Raw genomic sequence first — 17,033 nt, 5'->3', positions numbered from 1 at the left:
CTGAATTAAATAGATTATGGTGCCAACAACCCCCTCTAACTCCCCCTTGTATTGATATTATCGATCCCAGTAATTCATAGATAAAGGGGGAGAACCTTCTTTGGTGCGGATATTTCAGCGATCGCAATACAGTTCCTCCCCTTGAGTAAATATCTCATCTGATCACCAATGTCGATATAAGGGGAGGTTAGGAGGGGTTGTGAATGCTGGTTTTCACCTCTCAAGCAACTTGTTGCATCTTAAGCGAAGCGCTCTCAAGGTGAAGCCGTCTATCTTTTGATCTTAAATCCCAAAAAGTTTTTTCGCATTCGCCGTCGTAATCGCATCCACATCCGCCAAACTCATTTCACGCAAATCCGCTACACGCTGAGCAACTAACTGCGTATATGCAGGTTCATTACGCTTACCACGGTGTGGTACAGGTGCTAGATAAGGGCAGTCTGTCTCTAAGATTAAGTAATCCATATTAAGGTGAGGAATGATTTTATCCATACCACCATTTTTAAAAGTAGAAACACCACCAAGACCTAAATGAAAGCCTAAATCATTGATCGCTTTGGCTTCATCAACCGAGCCACCAAAACAGTGGAAAGTGCCTGATAATGAGCCATCTTGCTCTTGTTTAAGCAGGGTTAATGTCTCTTCAATAGAATCACGAGTATGAATCACAACAGGCAATTTCATCTCTTTAGCCCAATTTAATTGGGTGATGAATGCCATCTCTTGTTCCGCTTTAAAGGTTTTATCCCAGTATAGATCAATACCTATTTCACCTACTGCAATGAAGTTGTGTTTTTCAAACCAAGAGTGAATAGTTGCTAAGGTCTCTTTGACATCAGCATTCACATAACAAGGGTGTAATCCCATCATTGAATGGCAAATCTCAGGGTAAGACGCTTCGGTTTTTAGCATTGATTCGATAGATTCTAAATCAATATTAGGCAATAGAATTTTGCTAATGCCTTGTGCTAGTGCGCGCTGAACAACAGCATCTCTATCTTCATCAAATTCTTTAGCATAAATATGAGCATGAGTATCGATCATGGTGAAACCCTAAAAAAAGAATAATTATCGCTATCATACCAAGTTCAAAGTAAAAATCAGATCTATACGAAAAAGTCAGGGTAAAGACTACGATTAGCTACCCGATAGGTATATATTGGAACGCATCATAAATACAAAAAAGGAGCACAGTGTGTCTGTATCCATTCTAGGTGCGTTTCCAAACCGCCGTATGCGTCGTATGCGTAAACATGAATTTAGCCGTCGTCTAATGGCTGAGAACCAATTAACCGTTAATGACTTAATCTATCCAATGTTTGTACTTATGGGTAAAGATCGTCGTGAAACGGTAGAGTCAATGCCGGGTGTTGAGCGCTTATCAATTGATTTATTGCTTGAAGAAGCACAACGTCTTTATGATTTAGGCATTCCTGCGATTGCACTTTTCCCTGTGGTTTCACAAGATGCGAAGAGTCTTTGTGCTGCTGAGGCTCACAACCCTGAAGGTTTAGTTCAACGTACAGTTAAAGCTTTGAAAGAGCATGTGCCAGAGCTTGGTGTGATTACAGATGTGGCTCTAGACCCATTCACAACACACGGCCAAGATGGCATCATCGATGAAGATGGTTACGTAATGAATGACGTAACGACAGAAGTTCTGATTAAGCAGGCGTTATCGCATGCTGAAGCGGGTGCTGATGTGGTGGCTCCGTCTGATATGATGGATGGTCGTATTGGTGAGATCCGTAAAGCACTAGAAAAAGCGGGCCATGTTCATACACAAATCATGGCGTACTCTGCAAAATACGCGTCTTGTTATTATGGCCCGTTCCGTGATGCAGTTGGTTCTTCATCAAACCTGAAAGGCGGTAATAAGAAAAATTACCAGATGGACCCAGCAAACAGTGATGAAGCAATTCATGAAGTGGCAATGGACATCAATGAAGGTGCGGATATGGTGATGGTAAAACCAGGTATGCCTTACTTGGACATCGTTCGTCGTGTTAAAACTGAACTTCAAGTGCCTACGTTTGCTTATCAAGTATCAGGTGAGTACGCGATGCACAAAGCCGCTATTATGAATGGTTGGTTGAGTGAGCGCGATACGGTAATGGAATCGTTACTGTGCTTTAAGCGTGCTGGTGCGGATGGCATACTAACTTACTTTGCGAAAGATGTAGCAGAGTGGTTGGCGGAAGAGAAATAAGAGTAGGGTTCAGATCGCTTCGCTTAAAGGTTTCAGGGGTGGGTGTGGTGAGTTTTGGTGTTAACTAGAGACTATACGCTGCGCTAACTAGAGGCTATAAGAGCATAGAATTCAGTGCTGTTAACTCTTTTCTAAAAAATAAAAAAAGCATGATGATTTTAGTTAATCATCATGCTTTTATTTTTCCTGAATCCTGAATCCTGAATCCTGAATCCTGAATCCTGAATCCTGAATCCTGAATCCTGAAATTAGTACCAGTAAGGCTCTTGTTCTTATAGAAGCGAAGCGTTCTAGCCTCTAGTTAGCGCAGCGCATAGGCTCTTACTCGTCCCTAGCATCTATAACCAAATCCCAACCAATATTCGTCTGCTTATCTGCTTCAATCTCTAGTTCAGCTCTTGTTAGAGGATTCGCAGCTAACCAAGTAGCATCAATAGACAGCGACAGAACATCGTTGTTTTCAGATAGCGTTACCGCTGGCGCTAAATTCACATCACGACGATGAGTGAGAATAATCGCTAAACGTAAAATACGTAACATACGTTGCGCTGAGGTATCTGAAACAGCATGTTGGGTTGGCATTGCTGAAAATGATTCACGGTAACGGCGTAATAGTTCGCCAAGTAAATGTTTTTGAGCGCGGGTAAACCCCGGTAAATCAAGGGCATTGATTAAATAGGCAGAGTGCTCTCCACCTTTTTTATAATCAATACACATACCAATTTCATGCAGCTGAGTTGCAGCCGTTAGTAAAGGTAATGCTTGAGGTTCAACAAGCCAGTTATCACCACACTGTTGAACGAGTTGGGTAGATAAGTCTGTCACTTGTTGTGCGTAATCAACATCTAGTTGATAGCGTTGTTGAACACTTTTAATCGTACGTTGACACACTTCGTCGTGCTGCAATTCATCGATCATGCCGTAGCACAGACCTTCACGCAAAGCGCCGCCAGCTAACGTCATAGAATCGATGTCTAATAATTCAAAAATAGCAATAAGGATGGATAAACCGCTCGGGAACACGAGTGCTCTCTCAAGAGTCAATCCATCGATATCTAATTCTTCTAGGTGTTCATATTGCATTGCTTGTTTTTGAAGGCGCTTTAGCTTGGCCAAGGTAATCACCTCATCCATGCCTTGCGCCAACATAATTTCTTGCAATGCTTGGACCGTACCACTTGCCCCTACACAAGTTTGCCAACCAAGGTTGGTATACTGAGTTAGGATAGGAGCTAGCGTCTCTTTTGCGCCAGCAATGGCCGCATCAAAGTTACTTTTCGTTAATGCACGATCTTTAAAATAGCCTTCTAACCAAGTTACACAGCCCATTTTTAAGCTTGTGAGTGCTTGTGCTTCAAAGCCATCGCCAATAATTAACTCTGTACTTGCTCCGCCGATATCAACAACTAAACGACGACCATTACCACCTGAAGTGTGCGCAACTCCTTGGTAAATCATACGAGCTTCTTCTTCGCCTTCGATCACATTAATGTCATGACCTAAGATTTGATTGGCTTTTTCTAAGAAGACATCCACATTGGTCGCGACGCGCAATGCAGCGGTTCCGACAATGCGAATGTTTTCTACAGGAATGTCTTGCAGGCGTTCTGCAAATAAGCTCAAACAATCCCACCCACGCTGCATAGCTTCATGGCTGAGTGTGTAGTTTTCATCTAATCCCGAAGCCAAACGAACTTTACGTTTAATTTTGGCCATGGTTTGCACACTACCATTTATATGACGCACAACAAGCATATGGAAGCTATTGGAGCCTAAATCAATGGCGGCATACATAGGTGATATTGTTGAACTTTTCATAAAATCCTTTTAATTTTTTCCGTAGAACTCAGATTATACTTGAGGGCTACGAGGTTGACGTGGGCGAGAGTATTTGCGATTTCCGCCTTGACGTTGACCATTATTGTTGCCGTTACGACGATTTTGCTGCGGACGACGTTGAAGACGTAGTGGCGCAGGTAAATCTTCAAGCAATGCTGAAGCGTCGTAATCAGATTGTGGAATTGAATGCTCAATATACTCTTCGATTGCTGGAAGGTTAATTGCGTATTCTTCACATGCGAAGCTAATAGAGTTACCACTTGCACCAGCACGACCAGTACGGCCAATACGGTGAACATAATCTTCTGCTTCGTTTGGTAAATCAAAGTTAAATACATGCGTTACTTGTGGAATGTGAAGACCACGAGCAGCGACATCAGTAGCTACTAAGATATCAACATCACCTTTAGTAAACTCTTCTAAAATGCGCTCACGTTTTTTCTGTGGAACGTCACCCGTTAGAAGACCAACGCGGTGTTTGTCAGCAGCAAGGTGGCCCCAAACTGATTCACACTTGTGCTTAGTGTTTGCAAAGATTATCGCGCGATCTGGCCACTCTTCTTCAATAAGAGTTTGAAGTAATGCCATTTTGTGATCATTTGAAGGATAGAAAAGCTCTTCCTTGATGCGATGACCTGTTTTTTGCTCTGGCTCAACAACAACGTGCTCTGGCTCTTGCATGTGTTCAAAAGCAAGCTCTTGTACACGGTAAGATAGCGTAGCAGAGAACAGCATGTTCAAGCGCTCTGTTGGCGCAGGCATACGACGGAAGATGAAGCGAATATCTTTAATAAAACCAAGATCGAACATACGATCGGCTTCATCAAGAACAACCACTTGGATCATCTTAAAGTCAATGTGACCTTGCTTGTAGAAGTCGATGATACGACCGGTAGTACCGATCAAAATATCAACGCCTTGCTCAATCACTTGCTGTTGTTTTTCGTAACGTTCGCCACCGTAAGCTAACGCGGCTTTTAGACCCGTACTTGCGATCAGTGACTCTGCATCATTGAAGATTTGAATCGCTAATTCACGTGTCGGAGCCATGATAATGGCACGCGGTTGCGTAATTTTACGACCTTCAGGAGCAGGTGTCGTTAATAGGTGATTAAAAGTAGCAGTAAGGAACGCTAGCGTCTTACCTGTACCCGTTTGGGCTTGGCCTGCAATGTCTTGGCCGGCGAGCAGTACCGGCAATGCCTTAGCTTGAATAGGAGTACATTTAATGAACCCTTTTGCATTCAAACCGTCGATAACCTGAGGCTGTAAACCTAGGTCGGCAAAGTTTTGCTCTGTGATGTGCGTCTTTTTCATTGCTATAGAATATCAGTTAAAGCTTGCAATACGAAACGGATTCCATTCAAATAGAGAATCAATTTGCTGGTTATCATCAAATCAGCCTTTAAATTTAACGTTGGAGTTGACGATGAGCGACAAAATTTTGCAGCTTACAGATGGCGGTTTTGAAGAAAGTGTGATCAATGCTGCAGGCCCAGTATTAGTAGATTTCTGGGCGGAATGGTGTGGTCCTTGTAAAATGATTGCTCCTATTTTGGACGAAATTGCTGACGAGTACGAAGGCAAATTAACGATTGGTAAATTAAATATCGATCAGAATGCAGGAACACCACCAAAGTTTGGTATTCGCGGTATTCCAACACTGCTTCTTTTCAAAGATGGCGGCGTAGCTGCAACGAAAGTGGGTGCACTTTCTAAGACTCAACTTAAAGAGTTTCTTGATGCAAACCTGTAATATAGGACAGCATTAAAGCAGATAGAACCGCATATAATGAGAAATTATGTGCGGTTTTGTTTTATCTGAGCTAAGCTAAGCTCAGAAATTAAGGGGAATCCCCTAGACTAAAAAGCGAATAAGTGATAATTTATCGCGCGTAATTCATACGATTTCATTTCTTGACCGAGCTCGAAGGTCATCCATTCTTAAATCAACTAAAGACAGAATCTGATTTTGACTAAACAACTACCTACCACTATGAATCTTACTGAACTTAAAAACCGACCTGTATCGGATCTTGTTGCTCTTGGCGAATCATTAGGCCTAGAAAACCTAGCTCGTCTAAGAAAACAAGACATCATCTTCTCCATCCTTAAGCAACATGCGAAAAGCGGTGAAGACATCTTTGGAGATGGGGTTCTTGAGATTCTTCAAGATGGCTTTGGTTTCCTTCGTTCAGCAGATTGTTCTTATTTGGCTGGTCCGGATGACATTTATGTGTCTCCAAGCCAAATTCGTCGCTTTAACTTGCGTACTGGTGACACGATTTCTGGAAAGATTCGTCCACCGAAAGATGGCGAACGTTACTTTGCACTTCTTAAAGTAAACGCAGTTAACCATGATCGTCCTGATAATGCTCGTAACAAAATCCTTTTTGAAAACCTTACTCCTTTACATGCGAATGATCGTTTACGCATGGAGCGTGGTAATGGTTCAACAGAAGACATTACAGCGCGTGTTCTTGATTTAGCATCACCAATTGGCCGTGGCCAACGTGGTCTGATTGTTGCTCCGCCAAAAGCGGGTAAAACAATGTTGCTTCAAAACATTGCTCAAAGTATTGCGCATAACCACCCTGAGTGTGAGTTGATGGTTCTACTTATCGACGAACGTCCAGAAGAAGTAACTGAGATGCAACGCCTAGTTAAAGGTGAAGTAGTTGCGTCTACGTTTGATGAGCCTGCGTCTCGTCACGTACAAGTTGCTGAGATGGTTATCGAGAAAGCAAAACGTCTTGTTGAGCATAAGAAAGACGTGGTTATCTTACTTGACTCTATTACTCGTCTAGCTCGTGCATACAACACCGTAATCCCATCATCTGGTAAAGTTCTTACTGGTGGTGTGGATGCTAACGCACTTCACCGTCCTAAGCGTTTCTTCGGTGCGGCACGTAACGTTGAAGAAGGTGGTAGCTTAACTATCATCGCAACAGCACTTGTTGATACTGGCTCTAAAATGGATGAAGTTATCTACGAAGAGTTTAAAGGTACAGGTAACATGGAATTACACTTAAACCGTAAGATTGCGGAAAAACGTGTATTCCCAGCGATTGATTTCAACCGTTCAGGTACTCGTCGTGAAGAGTTATTAACTAAGCCGGATGAGCTACAGAAAATGTGGATCTTGCGTAAGATTGTTCACCCAATGGGCGAGACTGACGCAATGGAATTCCTAATTGATAAGTTATCAATGACGAAGACTAATGACGAATTCTTTGATGCGATGCGTCGTCAATAATTGATACTTAACTCAATCATTGGTACCAAGGTCAATAAATAATGAAACGCTGCCTATTTAGGTAGCGTTTTTTGTTGAGTTTTTGTTAATTTAACGGCATTATCATTTGTACTAAGCTTGATAAGGAATATCAACTTAGTTTATATCAAGGAGTAACATATGCGACAAGGACTGTTAGCATCGATCCTCCTCTCTGCAAGTTTGCTGACGAGTCAGGTCTCGGCATCTGATGTTCAACCAAGCTTCATCAATAGCTTGCTGGTTGATCAGCTGCTCAATAAGAAGGTCGATGAACTGCATCAATATTTGATTGATGGCGATATCATCACACTCAACTTTTCTCTTAATCGTCTCTCTATGCCACAGCAAGAAGCCGTTCGCTTCATGTTGATACAGCAAATAGAACAAAAAAATCTGATATTAAGCCCTAAGGGGACCATTTGGCTGAAAGAACAATTGGCTATTCATCCAACTTATACCATTAAAGATCAAGGTAATGGGTATGTGGTGACTAAGTTAGCGTTTGATTATTCTAGTATAGCTTCGCGTGTTCTAAACCAAATGAAAAAAGACCAACAGGTATTAGATTTTATTCTTGCCGCTGAAGAGAGACGTTTGGTGTTGTCTGAATGGCTAGTGGGTGAGCCTCATGAGGTTCGTGTTCGTCAATCGATTGTCTTAGCTGAATTGGATAGCTTAACCCCTGAAGCGCTAGATTATCTTGTATCACAAATTATCGATGATCCTTTGTCTGTTTGGTTACCAACGACTGAGGTAATGGTGCGCCTTGCTCAATTGTCTCAAAGCAGTGATGTGTATAAAATCTTATGGAAAATGCGTACCGATCAACACAGTATTGCAGAGCTTGAGCGTTTATCTAGTATCGCTCCCGATCCATTTGCGACTCAGCAATTAATGTCAGCAACCAATAACCCATCTTTAAAACAGAATGCTTTTGCTTCATTAGCTCAGTTGCATCCTCTTCCTCAAGATGTTCAACAGTTTTTATTAGCCAAAATTGATCATATTCAAGACGGCGGTGCAGTGGCAATGCATCTTGCTAATTATGGCCATACATCGTGGTTAGAAAGCCTGTCAACAACACGCAATAAAGTTCGCAAGCAACACGTAAGATTAGCGTTATCGCAACGCTAATCACGAGCTTGATTGGCAAAAGTAAATAGAGAGTGTGAGTTTGAATTGGGTTGGGTATAATCTATTCAAACTTCACGACAGTAGATAGCGATGAAATATAAGGATTTACGTGATTTTCTCGATCACTTAGAACAGATCGGACAGTTAAAACGCATTTCACACCCCATTGACCCGCATTATGAAATGACAGAGATCAGCGATCGTACTTTACGAGCGGGTGGTCCAGCATTGCTATTCGAAAATCCTACCGGTTACGATATTCCTGTATTAACGAACTTATTTGGTACTGCTGAACGTGTTGCGATTGGTATGGGTCGTAAGGACGTTCTTGAGCTGCGTGAAGTGGGAAAATTATTAGCGTATCTAAAAGAGCCAGAGCCACCAAAGGGTTTTAAAGATGCTTTAGATAAACTGCCAGTATTCAAACAAGTATTGAATATGCCAACCAAGAATATTCGCAAGGCCAATTGCCAACAGATTGTTTGGCAAGGTGATGAGGTCGATTTAGATAAAATCCCCGTAATGAGTTGTTGGGCAGATGATGTCGCACCGCTATTAACTTGGGGTTTAACCATCACTAAAGGCCCAAATAAGAAACGTCAGAATCTGGGTATTTATCGTCAACAGAAACTGAGTAAAAACAAAGTTATCATGCGTTGGCTTGCTCACCGCGGTGGTGCGCTTGATTTGCGTGACTGGATGGAAACGAATCCAGGTGAACCTTTCCCTGTCTCTGTTGCATTTGGTGCCGATCCTGCCACCATTCTTGGCGCGGTAACGCCTATCCCTGATACCTTATCTGAATACGCATTTGCAGGTCTTCTGCGTGGTAGTCGAACTGAAATTACTAAGTCGATTAGTAACGATTTAGAAGTCCCAGCCAGTGCTGAAATTGTACTTGAAGGCTATATCGACCCAACAGAATTTGCCGATGAAGGCCCTTATGGTGATCATACCGGTTACTATAACGAAGTTGAAAAACATCATGTATTTACCGTAACGCACATTACCATGCGTAAAGAGCCTATCTATCACAGTACATATACGGGTCGTCCACCTGATGAACCCGCGGTATTAGGTGTGGCATTAAATGAAGTGTTTGTGCCGATCTTACAAAAGCAATTTCCTGAAATTATTGATTTTTATCTGCCACCTGAAGGGTGTTCGTACCGCATGGCGGTAGTGACGATGAAGAAACAATATCCGGGTCATGCCAAACGCGTGATGATGGGCGTGTGGTCGTTCTTGCGTCAGTTCATGTACACCAAATTTGTATTAGTGTGTGATGAGGATGTTAACGCACGAGATTGGTCACAAGTGACAGCAGCAATGTCTCAGCATATGGACCCATCACGTGATAGTTTGATGATAGAGAACACGCCAATCGATTCACTAGATTTTGCTTCACCAGTAGCTGGTTTGGGCTCAAAGATGGGCTTAGATATCACCAAAAAATGGGATGCAGAATTAGCATTATCACCAAACGTGGAATGTTCATTCACAAGCAGTGAGCAGATTGAAGGGTGTATCGCTGAAATAACCAAAATGTGTCCTGAGATGATTGAAATTCATTTGCAGAATGACAATGCCAGTATGGTGGTTGTATCCATCAATAAACAGGCTGCAGGCAATGCTAAGAAAATCATGGATGCCATTTGGTCTCAATTTGAAGAGAACAAATTTGTGATCGTGTGTGATGATGATGTCAATGTGAGTGATTGGAATGACATCATTTGGGCGGTAACCACACGAATGGATCCTGCGAGAGATACGCTCTTTTTGCAAGACGGGCTCGGTCACTCAAAAATGGGATTAGATGCAACCAATAAATGGGAAGGTGAATGTCTTCGTGAGTGGGGAACACCAATCAAGAAAGACCCAGAAGTCGTCGCTAAAATTGATGCTATTTGGGATCAGATGGGAATACTCGATCGATTTATATAAAATAAAGCAGTCTAATATGGCTGCTTTATTTTTAGATTTATCTTTTTTGTTTTACTTGGATTATTTCAGCTTCTAATGCATTTAAAATATGGATAACATCGTTTGCCGCATTTTCCATCTCTTTTATATATTCCATTCCCTGAATATCATTGTGCTCTGCGTAGGCTTGTAAAGCCTTTTGCCCAAAATTATGAACTCTAGCATGAGGTGTGAGGAGTTGTTTATAAGACTCACAATGAGAAAAAAGCGCTTTACCTCTTCCTGTGTCATACCACTGGCCAAGGCGGCATTGATGATGGTTAGGAGTATCTATCTTATTTAGATCGTTATTTTGAATCTTTTTATAAACATTAACTTTCCAAACGACATGATCAAGTTGAACAAGACGTAAGAAAATTGAAGTATAACTTTCATCTGCTAGATTGTAGAGTTGTTCAGTATTAGTCATTAAATTTGTAATAATATCGATAAGTGTTATTACTTTTCGATCTAAAGACTCACATTGCTTCTCGATAAGTGTTGAGTTTTGATGACAAGTGAGAGTATTTTTATTGATTTCATGAACGACATTTTCAATTTGCTTGGCGGCTTCATTGGCACTTCGTGCTAACTGACGGACTTCATTAGCAACGACAGAGAACCCGCGACCGTGTTCACCAGCTCTTGCTGCTTCAATAGCTGCATTTAGTGCTAATAAATTGGTTTGGTCTGAAACATTATTGATCGTGACAATAAACTTGGTTATGTCTTCTGAATTTATTTTTAAAGTATTAAGTAAGTCATTATTAATTTTTATTTGAGATGAAAGTGATATTAATATTTGTCGAAATTCATTTAAAATATTAATACCATCTCGATTTTCGGTAATATGTTGAGATAGGTGAGCGTTTAAGTTTTCTGCTGCAGTGGCAATATTAGTTCTAATTCTATCAATAGGTTCAATTGAAAATAACAGTTGAGAAATAAATTCATTTTGATTTTTCAAGTCGTTGTATAACGAAGATTCAGAAGATTTAAGTTCTTTTATTTCATTATCTTTTTCGGTGATATTTGTTTGAATAATATTGAACTGATGGTCTGAAGTAGGTTCAGAGGTCTGTTTTTTTTTGAAACTAAAGGTAAACATATAATGTAACCGTATGTTAATTTAATAGGGAATAAATAATAGTATTTGCATACTAATAATATATAAAAAGATCCTATTTTATTTCACTATTAATTTCTATAGTAAATATCACGAAATGAAAACGGTTTTGTAATGATTTTTTATTAGCTTTTAGAAAGTAACTATATTCTCCTTTGGGGTTAACGTTTAATGAACAGAATAGTATTATTACCACAACAAAAAGAATTCAGCATCGAAGAAGGACAGACCATCTTAGATGCAGCATTAGAGGCGGGGATAAACTACCCAAATCGATGCCAGGTAGGTGCATGTGCTATGTGTCTATGTAAAAAGTTAGAAGGAGAAATCGAATACGATTTAGAACCACTTCTAACCGACAAAGAACAACAAGAAGGGTGGGTATTTGCGTGTCAGGCAACAGCAAAAAGTGATTTAGTGCTGTTGTTAGAATAAATCCTCCCCGTATAATTAGAGCTTAATGCTCAATACACATAATAATGACAGCGTATAAATACCATGTTAAGTAGGTATCAGCTGAAAAAGGAAAGTCATGCCAATCAATTGCAAAGTAAAGTCTATCAAGCCATTGGCTTGTAATACTTTTCAAATATTACTTCACCCAGAACAACCAGTAGAATTCAAAGCAGGCCAATACCTCATGGTAGTGATGGGAGAGAAAGACAAGCGCCCATTCTCAATCGCGAGCAGTCCGTGTCGTCATGAAGGTGAAATTGAACTACACATTGGTGCCGCAGAGCACAATGCTTATGCAGGTGAAGTGGTTGAATCAATGAAAGCTGCATTAGAAAACGGCAGTGATATTCAAATTGATGCCCCTCATGGTGAAGCGTGGATCCGTGAAGACAGTGAGCGCTCAATGCTGTTAATCGCAGGTGGTACCGGTTTTAGTTACGTGCGTTCGATTTTAGACCACAGCATTAGCCAAAACATTCAAAAACCAATCTTCCTATATTGGGGTGGCCGTGATGAATGTCAGCTATACGCAAAAGCAGAAATTGAAACCATTGCTGCAGCGCATGAGCACATTACCTTTGTTCCCGTTGTCGAGAAAGCAGAAGGCTGGACAGGCAAAACGGGTAATGTACTTGAAGCGGTAAAAGAAGATTTTAACTCATTAGCAGAGATGGATATCTACATTGCAGGTCGTTTTGAGATGGCCGGTGCTGCGCGTGAGCAATTCACCACAGAAAAACAAGCGAAGAAAGAACAGTTATTTGGTGATGCGTTCGCTTTTATCTAATTTAGCTTTAGTTAATACAAATAAAAATGCCACTGTAATAGTGGCATTTTTTATGGGTATAAATTACTTTTGTATTACTCTGTATCATCAACCATAGTCAGTGCTTTACGAGATAAGTCCGCTGCTGCTTGTTTACGGTTTTGCTTATCTAGCACTCGTGCAAGGTAGGCGTAATCAGACATATCTTCACGCACCTCTAATGCCGCTTCAAAGTGGTCGCGTGCGGGCTGCCATTTTTCTGTGCGCATATATAGCTGGCCAAGCGTACTTTGAATAACAGGGTTACGAACGTCGTAATTGGCCATGTTTTCTAGTAATACGGTTGCAGGATGATAATCAGCCAGATTCAACGTAGGTAAGAGTGCGACTAGGCGATCATCCGTACGTTTCTTCAAGTTATCACGCAGGATAATATAAGCTTCAGAGTCTGCTTTACGCTCGTGTAATTGTTTGATTAAACAGATTAAAACAGGAACGTGTTTTTTTAGTTTTTTAGGCAACGTATTCCAATGCTCTAATAAGCCAGCTGTGCCTTTATTGGTTGCGATAAAGGCCATTAATCCACATTCCGCTTTCTCTTCCAGTTCTAACGCTTGCTGTTCCGAAATAAGATTCGCCTTAGTTAAAGGATGAATGATGTTCTTTAGGGCTTGCCATTCATTAAGTGCCAAATAACACTCTTTAAGTAGCTCAAGCAAAACAGGATTACGTGGGTAATCGACTTTGACTGACTGAAGAGTAGCAAGGGCGCGTTCATACTCTTCTTCACGCATTTGTAATTTCGCACTTGTTAGCGCTACCGCTAGTGTACTGTCTGATTGTTCAGAAGCCAGTTGTAGGTAGCGATCACGCAGCTCTATTTGTTGACGACCCTGAGCGGCTTCTGCTGCTGCAAGGTAATTCAATAATGGAAAGTCGTTGTGGCGACCACCTTTAGTGATTAGACGTTCCGCTTCTTTCCATTCCCCCTCATGCAGTTTGATCATACCTTTAAAGGTGTTGTAACGCGCTTTACGTAAGTGACGAGCACTGAACCAACCGCGAGTAAAATTACCAACAGAAAGAATGCGTTTTACCAGTATTTCTAATAAAAATAACCCTGCGATCAAGGCTGCAATAAAGATAACCAATGTGGTTAGGCTCATTTCAATCGTAGTATCAGCCACAGAAATAAGCACATAACCTTGTTGGTCGGCAAATGTCGTCCCTACGATTAATCCACCGACTAAGACAATGGCCAGAAGAAGTAATCGGATCATGATTTATCTCCTTCCGTGGTATTTTCTACACTTGCTTGCTTTTCAGGAACAAGAGCTTTCTTTGCTGACTCTGTTTTTACTTGCGTTTCGCCAATGGATTGGACGTTACGACGTAGGCGCTCAGAGATGAAATCAGACAGTAGCGCTTGAGTTTTAAGCTTTTGTGGATAGCGCACATCGACTTTGAATTTTGCTAAGGAATCCAACTGAGCCATAAAGCTTTTTACTGCTGGGTCATCTTGTTGGAAATATTGTGAAGACCATAATTTCGCACTTTCTAAAGCGGTTGCGTACACTTCACTTTGCTCTCGATATAACGCTTTTGAAGCCAGTAGCAATTTACCTTTAATGTTTTCTGTTAGGTAGAAGTGTTGCTCAGGACTTAGTAATGGGATGACATTGCCTTCACGCACACGATAAGTAATAAAGTGTCCTGCGAAGTCATCCAGTGATTGCATTAGGTTCGATTGCCAATCATTGATATTGGTTGACACTTCTTTTTTCTCAATCGCATTGGCTTCAGGAAGAATCGCACTGGCTAATGGTAATTGATTAATCTGTTGTTCAAGGCTATTCAGTTTAAGAACTAACCCATCACGGTCAATAAGAGGAATGGCTTTTAATGTCGCAATGTCATTAGCCATTGCACGGCGTAGAGGGGTTAAGCTTGGGTCGTTTAGTGCAGAGATTCGTTGGTCGGCATTTTCCATCAAGCGGGTAGCGCTCACCACATCATGTTCAAGCCACAGTTTACGACCAGCCATTTTTACTAAGTAATCGGCTTCAGCAAGTAGCCAGTCATTCGGGCGACGACCTTGCACATCAGCAATCGCCAATTGTAGGCTCGCAATGCTTTTATCTTGCTGTTGCATTAATACTGTTGCTTTACGAACGATTTCGTCTGCTTTATCGGTAATACGCTGCTCTGCGGTGACCAGTTTTGCATCAAAAGTGCTATCAGCTGCCTTGAGTTGTTGTTCAAGCTGAGCGATTTTAATTTGCTGTTGTGTTGTTTGTTGTTGAGATGCCAAGAAGGTTCCGCCACTCAACAGGATAGAGATAATAATAGCAACAGTGCCTAGGCGACGACTTTTTTTATCAACAGATGCGTCTGTTTTTGTCGTTGATTGTGGTGGTGTTTGCTCTGTTTTCTTCTGTTCTTTTTCTATTGCAGGAGAAGAGGAAACCAGTTCTGTTTCTTCTGCAGTCTGTGGTTTATTATTATTTTTTGTCATTTGAAATCCCATCATGATGATGCTCACTGATATAGTGCAGCAAGTCGGAATTAGAGGCTCCGCCAACCGTTTCAATATGTTGATAACCAAGTTGTTGTCCAAGTTGGTTAATTCGTTCGCTAGGCACTAACAATCGACAGTGCAGTACCCAATCTAAATCTGTTCCAGCAAATTGAGAGGTGAAAAACGACAGTTGCTCTCCGCTGGTAATAATTATGGTATTGATATTTTGTGATTGCCATTTTTTGGCGTTGAGTTTGCCATCAAAAGGCGTCATTTTACGTTGATAAGCTTCACAGTAATTTACTTCTGCACCGAGAGCTTCAAGTGCTTGATAAATTAGGTCACGTCCCCCGTTTCCTCGTAAAATAAGTACTTTCTTACCTGACACACGGTTTAGCACTGGAAGCGCTAATAAATGTTCACTGTCGCTCGGTGTTGGGAAGTGTACTGTATCTGAAATATAGGTTCTGAGGTGTTGGGCGCTCTTTTGACCAACAGCAAGATAATTTAGCCCTTTTTTCCACTCGATTTGATGGTGTTGCAAGTAATCTTGAGTGTGTTCGACAGCGTGCTGACTGACCGCAATAAGGAAATCCCCATCAGAAAGTGGTGAGAAAAGTTCTGGGAGTTGAGAGAGTTCTTTACCGGGGTGAATGGTTAACAGAGGATGAGAAATAGCAGGATGCCCTAATTGATTAAGGGCATCACACAATGCTTGGCTCTCTTGCTCTGGGCGAGTCACCAAAATCGTCATCGTTAGGCGTCAGCGTAAAGGCGATCTAAAATATCTTTCGCGCCATCGTTAAGTAACTGCTCTGCCAGTTGTGTACCCAATGCTTCTGCGTCTGATACCGGCCCTGTAATTTCACCACGAACCATGATAGAACCATCTGGCTCACCAACTAAGGCACGTAACCAAATTTGGTCACCATCGATAAGAGAGTAGCTACCGATAGGAACCTGACAGCCACCTTCAAGGCGGTTATTCATAGCACGCTCACACAACACTCGATGTGCGGTTTCTGGGTGGTTTAGTGGTTCAAGTAAAGCGCGAATGCGAGTATCGTCCAAACGCGTTTCAATACCCACTGCACCTTGACCAACCGCAGGTAACGATTGTTCTGGTTCAATTGAGCTTTTGATTCTATCTTCTAGACCAAGACGGATAAGGCCTGCACACGCAAGAATGATCGCATCATAATTACCGTCATCTAATTTTTGTAGACGAGTGCCTACGTTGCCACGTAGTTCTTTAATGATTAAGTCAGGGCGAGCTTCTTGTAATTGACATTGACGACGTAAGCTACAGGTACCAACAACAGAACCCAATGGTAAGTCTTCAATACAGTTGTAAGTATTAGAGACGAATGCATCACGCGGGTCTTCACGCTCACAAATCGTCACTAAGCCTAAGCCTTCAGGAAACTCAACAGGAACATCTTTCATTGAGTGAACCGCAAGGTCAGCACGGCCTTCTAACATAGCCACTTCAAGTTCTTTTACGAATAATCCTTTTCCGCCTACTTTTGCTAATGGCGTATCAAGAATGATGTCGCCTTTAGTTACCATTGTAACTAATTCTACTTCCAAACCTGGGTGAAGTGTTTGCAGTGCATCTTTAACAAAGTGTGCTTGCCATAGAGCCAGAGGGCTTTTGCGAGTGGCAATTCGAACTGGTAATTGCTGTGACATAGTAGTATCCGATCAAAATAATTACCTTATCCTACCACTACTTGAGGGTGAGGT

15 protein-coding genes are annotated in these 17,033 nt (G+C 41.5%); 7 read left to right on the top strand and 8 right to left on the bottom strand.

Annotation, left to right across the window (positions count from 1 at the left end; all coding sequences use genetic code 11):
* Nucleotides 1–282: 282 nt before the first annotated feature.
* Nucleotides 283–1,044 carry a TatD family hydrolase gene (locus PVK70_RS09805; RefSeq protein WP_130048027.1) on the bottom strand — a complete coding sequence of 254 codons (762 nt, stop codon included), beginning with the start codon at nt 1,042–1,044 and terminating at the stop codon, nt 283–285.
* A gap of 151 nt (nt 1,045–1,195) precedes the next feature.
* On the opposite strand from PVK70_RS09805, the gene hemB reads away from it, so the two are divergent.
* A complete protein-coding gene (hemB, locus tag PVK70_RS09800) occupies nt 1,196–2,209 on the top strand; it encodes a porphobilinogen synthase (protein ID WP_130048026.1) in 1,014 nt (337 codons plus the stop codon).
* Nucleotides 2,210–2,530: 321 nt separating this feature from the next.
* On the opposite strand, the gene gppA is transcribed toward hemB, so the two are convergent.
* Nucleotides 2,531–4,027, bottom strand: a complete 1,497-nt coding sequence (gene gppA / locus PVK70_RS09795) for a guanosine-5'-triphosphate,3'-diphosphate diphosphatase (RefSeq protein ID WP_130048025.1) — start codon at nt 4,025–4,027, stop codon at nt 2,531–2,533.
* A 33-nt stretch (nt 4,028–4,060) separates the two neighbouring features.
* Nucleotides 4,061–5,365 carry an ATP-dependent RNA helicase RhlB gene (rhlB, locus tag PVK70_RS09790; protein WP_130046371.1) on the bottom strand — a complete coding sequence of 435 codons (1,305 nt, stop codon included), beginning with the start codon at nt 5,363–5,365 and terminating at the stop codon, nt 4,061–4,063.
* Between the two features lie 112 nt (nt 5,366–5,477).
* Here rhlB and trxA point away from each other — a divergent pair, with 112 nt between their 5' ends.
* The 4 genes from trxA (at nt 5,478) to ubiD (ending at nt 10,403) form a co-directional block, all read left to right on the top strand.
* Nucleotides 5,478–5,804, top strand: a complete 327-nt coding sequence (gene trxA, locus PVK70_RS09785) for a thioredoxin TrxA (protein ID WP_005416871.1) — start codon at nt 5,478–5,480, stop codon at nt 5,802–5,804.
* Between the two features lie 240 nt (nt 5,805–6,044).
* The gene (gene rho, locus PVK70_RS09780; protein ID WP_130048028.1) at nt 6,045–7,304 is read left to right on the top strand and encodes a transcription termination factor Rho; all 1,260 of its coding nucleotides are present in this window, start codon (nt 6,045–6,047) and stop codon (nt 7,302–7,304) included.
* A 159-nt stretch (nt 7,305–7,463) separates the two neighbouring features.
* Nucleotides 7,464–8,459, top strand: a complete 996-nt coding sequence (locus PVK70_RS09775) for a hypothetical protein (RefSeq protein WP_130048024.1) — start codon at nt 7,464–7,466, stop codon at nt 8,457–8,459.
* 90 nt (nt 8,460–8,549) lie between these two features.
* Nucleotides 8,550–10,403 (top strand): 4-hydroxy-3-polyprenylbenzoate decarboxylase, encoded by a 1,854-nt coding sequence (gene ubiD / locus PVK70_RS09770; RefSeq protein ID WP_130048023.1) that lies wholly within the window; start codon nt 8,550–8,552, stop codon nt 10,401–10,403.
* A gap of 37 nt (nt 10,404–10,440) precedes the next feature.
* Here ubiD and PVK70_RS09765 read toward each other — a convergent pair whose 3' ends face one another.
* The gene (locus tag PVK70_RS09765; RefSeq protein ID WP_130048022.1) at nt 10,441–11,529 is read right to left on the bottom strand and encodes a methyl-accepting chemotaxis protein; all 1,089 of its coding nucleotides are present in this window, start codon (nt 11,527–11,529) and stop codon (nt 10,441–10,443) included.
* A 189-nt stretch (nt 11,530–11,718) separates the two neighbouring features.
* Here PVK70_RS09765 and PVK70_RS09760 point away from each other — a divergent pair, with 189 nt between their 5' ends.
* Both PVK70_RS09760 and fre read left to right on the top strand, forming a co-directional pair.
* On the top strand, nt 11,719–11,982 hold the full coding sequence (locus PVK70_RS09760; protein WP_130048021.1) for a 2Fe-2S iron-sulfur cluster-binding protein: 264 nt from the start codon (nt 11,719–11,721) through the stop codon (nt 11,980–11,982).
* A 97-nt stretch (nt 11,983–12,079) separates the two neighbouring features.
* Entirely contained in the window at nt 12,080–12,790 is a 711-nt protein-coding gene (fre, locus tag PVK70_RS09755; RefSeq protein WP_130048020.1) for an NAD(P)H-flavin reductase, read from the top strand.
* A 74-nt stretch (nt 12,791–12,864) separates the two neighbouring features.
* Here the strand turns inward: fre and PVK70_RS09750 are convergent, their stop codons facing one another.
* The 4 genes from PVK70_RS09750 to hemC are packed head-to-tail and all read right to left on the bottom strand — an operon-like array spanning nt 12,865 to nt 16,979.
* On the bottom strand, nt 12,865–14,049 hold the full coding sequence (locus PVK70_RS09750) for a heme biosynthesis HemY N-terminal domain-containing protein (RefSeq protein ID WP_130048019.1): 1,185 nt from the start codon (nt 14,047–14,049) through the stop codon (nt 12,865–12,867).
* Nucleotides 14,046–15,284, bottom strand: a complete 1,239-nt coding sequence (locus tag PVK70_RS09745; protein ID WP_130048018.1) for a uroporphyrinogen-III C-methyltransferase — start codon at nt 15,282–15,284, stop codon at nt 14,046–14,048. Before PVK70_RS09745 ends, PVK70_RS09750 begins: the two co-directional genes overlap by 4 nt.
* On the bottom strand, nt 15,271–16,041 hold the full coding sequence (locus PVK70_RS09740) for a uroporphyrinogen-III synthase (protein WP_130046378.1): 771 nt from the start codon (nt 16,039–16,041) through the stop codon (nt 15,271–15,273). The genes PVK70_RS09745 and PVK70_RS09740 overlap by 14 nt, the downstream gene beginning before the upstream one ends.
* Nucleotides 16,042–16,043: 2 nt before the next feature.
* Nucleotides 16,044–16,979, bottom strand: a complete 936-nt coding sequence (gene hemC, locus PVK70_RS09735; RefSeq protein ID WP_130046379.1) for a hydroxymethylbilane synthase — start codon at nt 16,977–16,979, stop codon at nt 16,044–16,046.
* Nucleotides 16,980–17,033: the final 54 nt, after the last annotated feature.

The organism is Aliivibrio sp. A6 (genome assembly GCF_028765505.1).
Classification (GTDB): Bacteria; Pseudomonadota; Gammaproteobacteria; order Enterobacterales; family Vibrionaceae; genus Aliivibrio; species Aliivibrio finisterrensis_A.
This window is presented reverse-complemented; position numbering and strand designations above follow the sequence as displayed.

What these genes read in the sequence shown, in the direction of transcription:
- PVK70_RS09745 (WP_130048018.1), bottom strand. Translation starts at nt 15,284, where the DNA reads ATGACAAAAAATAATAATAAACCACAGACTGCAGAAGAAACAGAACTG.
- PVK70_RS09760 (WP_130048021.1), top strand. Translation starts at nt 11,719, where the DNA reads ATGAACAGAATAGTATTATTACCACAACAAAAAGAATTCAGCATCGAA.
- PVK70_RS09805 (WP_130048027.1), bottom strand. Translation starts at nt 1,044, where the DNA reads ATGATCGATACTCATGCTCATATTTATGCTAAAGAATTTGATGAAGAT.
- rho (WP_130048028.1), top strand. Translation starts at nt 6,045, where the DNA reads ATGAATCTTACTGAACTTAAAAACCGACCTGTATCGGATCTTGTTGCT.
- PVK70_RS09750 (WP_130048019.1), bottom strand. Translation starts at nt 14,049, where the DNA reads ATGATCCGATTACTTCTTCTGGCCATTGTCTTAGTCGGTGGATTAATC.
- ubiD (WP_130048023.1), top strand. Translation starts at nt 8,550, where the DNA reads ATGAAATATAAGGATTTACGTGATTTTCTCGATCACTTAGAACAGATC.
- PVK70_RS09775 (WP_130048024.1), top strand. Translation starts at nt 7,464, where the DNA reads ATGCGACAAGGACTGTTAGCATCGATCCTCCTCTCTGCAAGTTTGCTG.
- hemC (WP_130046379.1), bottom strand. Translation starts at nt 16,979, where the DNA reads ATGTCACAGCAATTACCAGTTCGAATTGCCACTCGCAAAAGCCCTCTG.
- PVK70_RS09740 (WP_130046378.1), bottom strand. Translation starts at nt 16,041, where the DNA reads ATGACGATTTTGGTGACTCGCCCAGAGCAAGAGAGCCAAGCATTGTGT.
- trxA (WP_005416871.1), top strand. Translation starts at nt 5,478, where the DNA reads ATGAGCGACAAAATTTTGCAGCTTACAGATGGCGGTTTTGAAGAAAGT.
- PVK70_RS09765 (WP_130048022.1), bottom strand. Translation starts at nt 11,529, where the DNA reads ATGTTTACCTTTAGTTTCAAAAAAAAACAGACCTCTGAACCTACTTCA.
- fre (WP_130048020.1), top strand. Translation starts at nt 12,080, where the DNA reads ATGCCAATCAATTGCAAAGTAAAGTCTATCAAGCCATTGGCTTGTAAT.
- gppA (WP_130048025.1), bottom strand. Translation starts at nt 4,027, where the DNA reads ATGAAAAGTTCAACAATATCACCTATGTATGCCGCCATTGATTTAGGC.
- rhlB (WP_130046371.1), bottom strand. Translation starts at nt 5,365, where the DNA reads ATGAAAAAGACGCACATCACAGAGCAAAACTTTGCCGACCTAGGTTTA.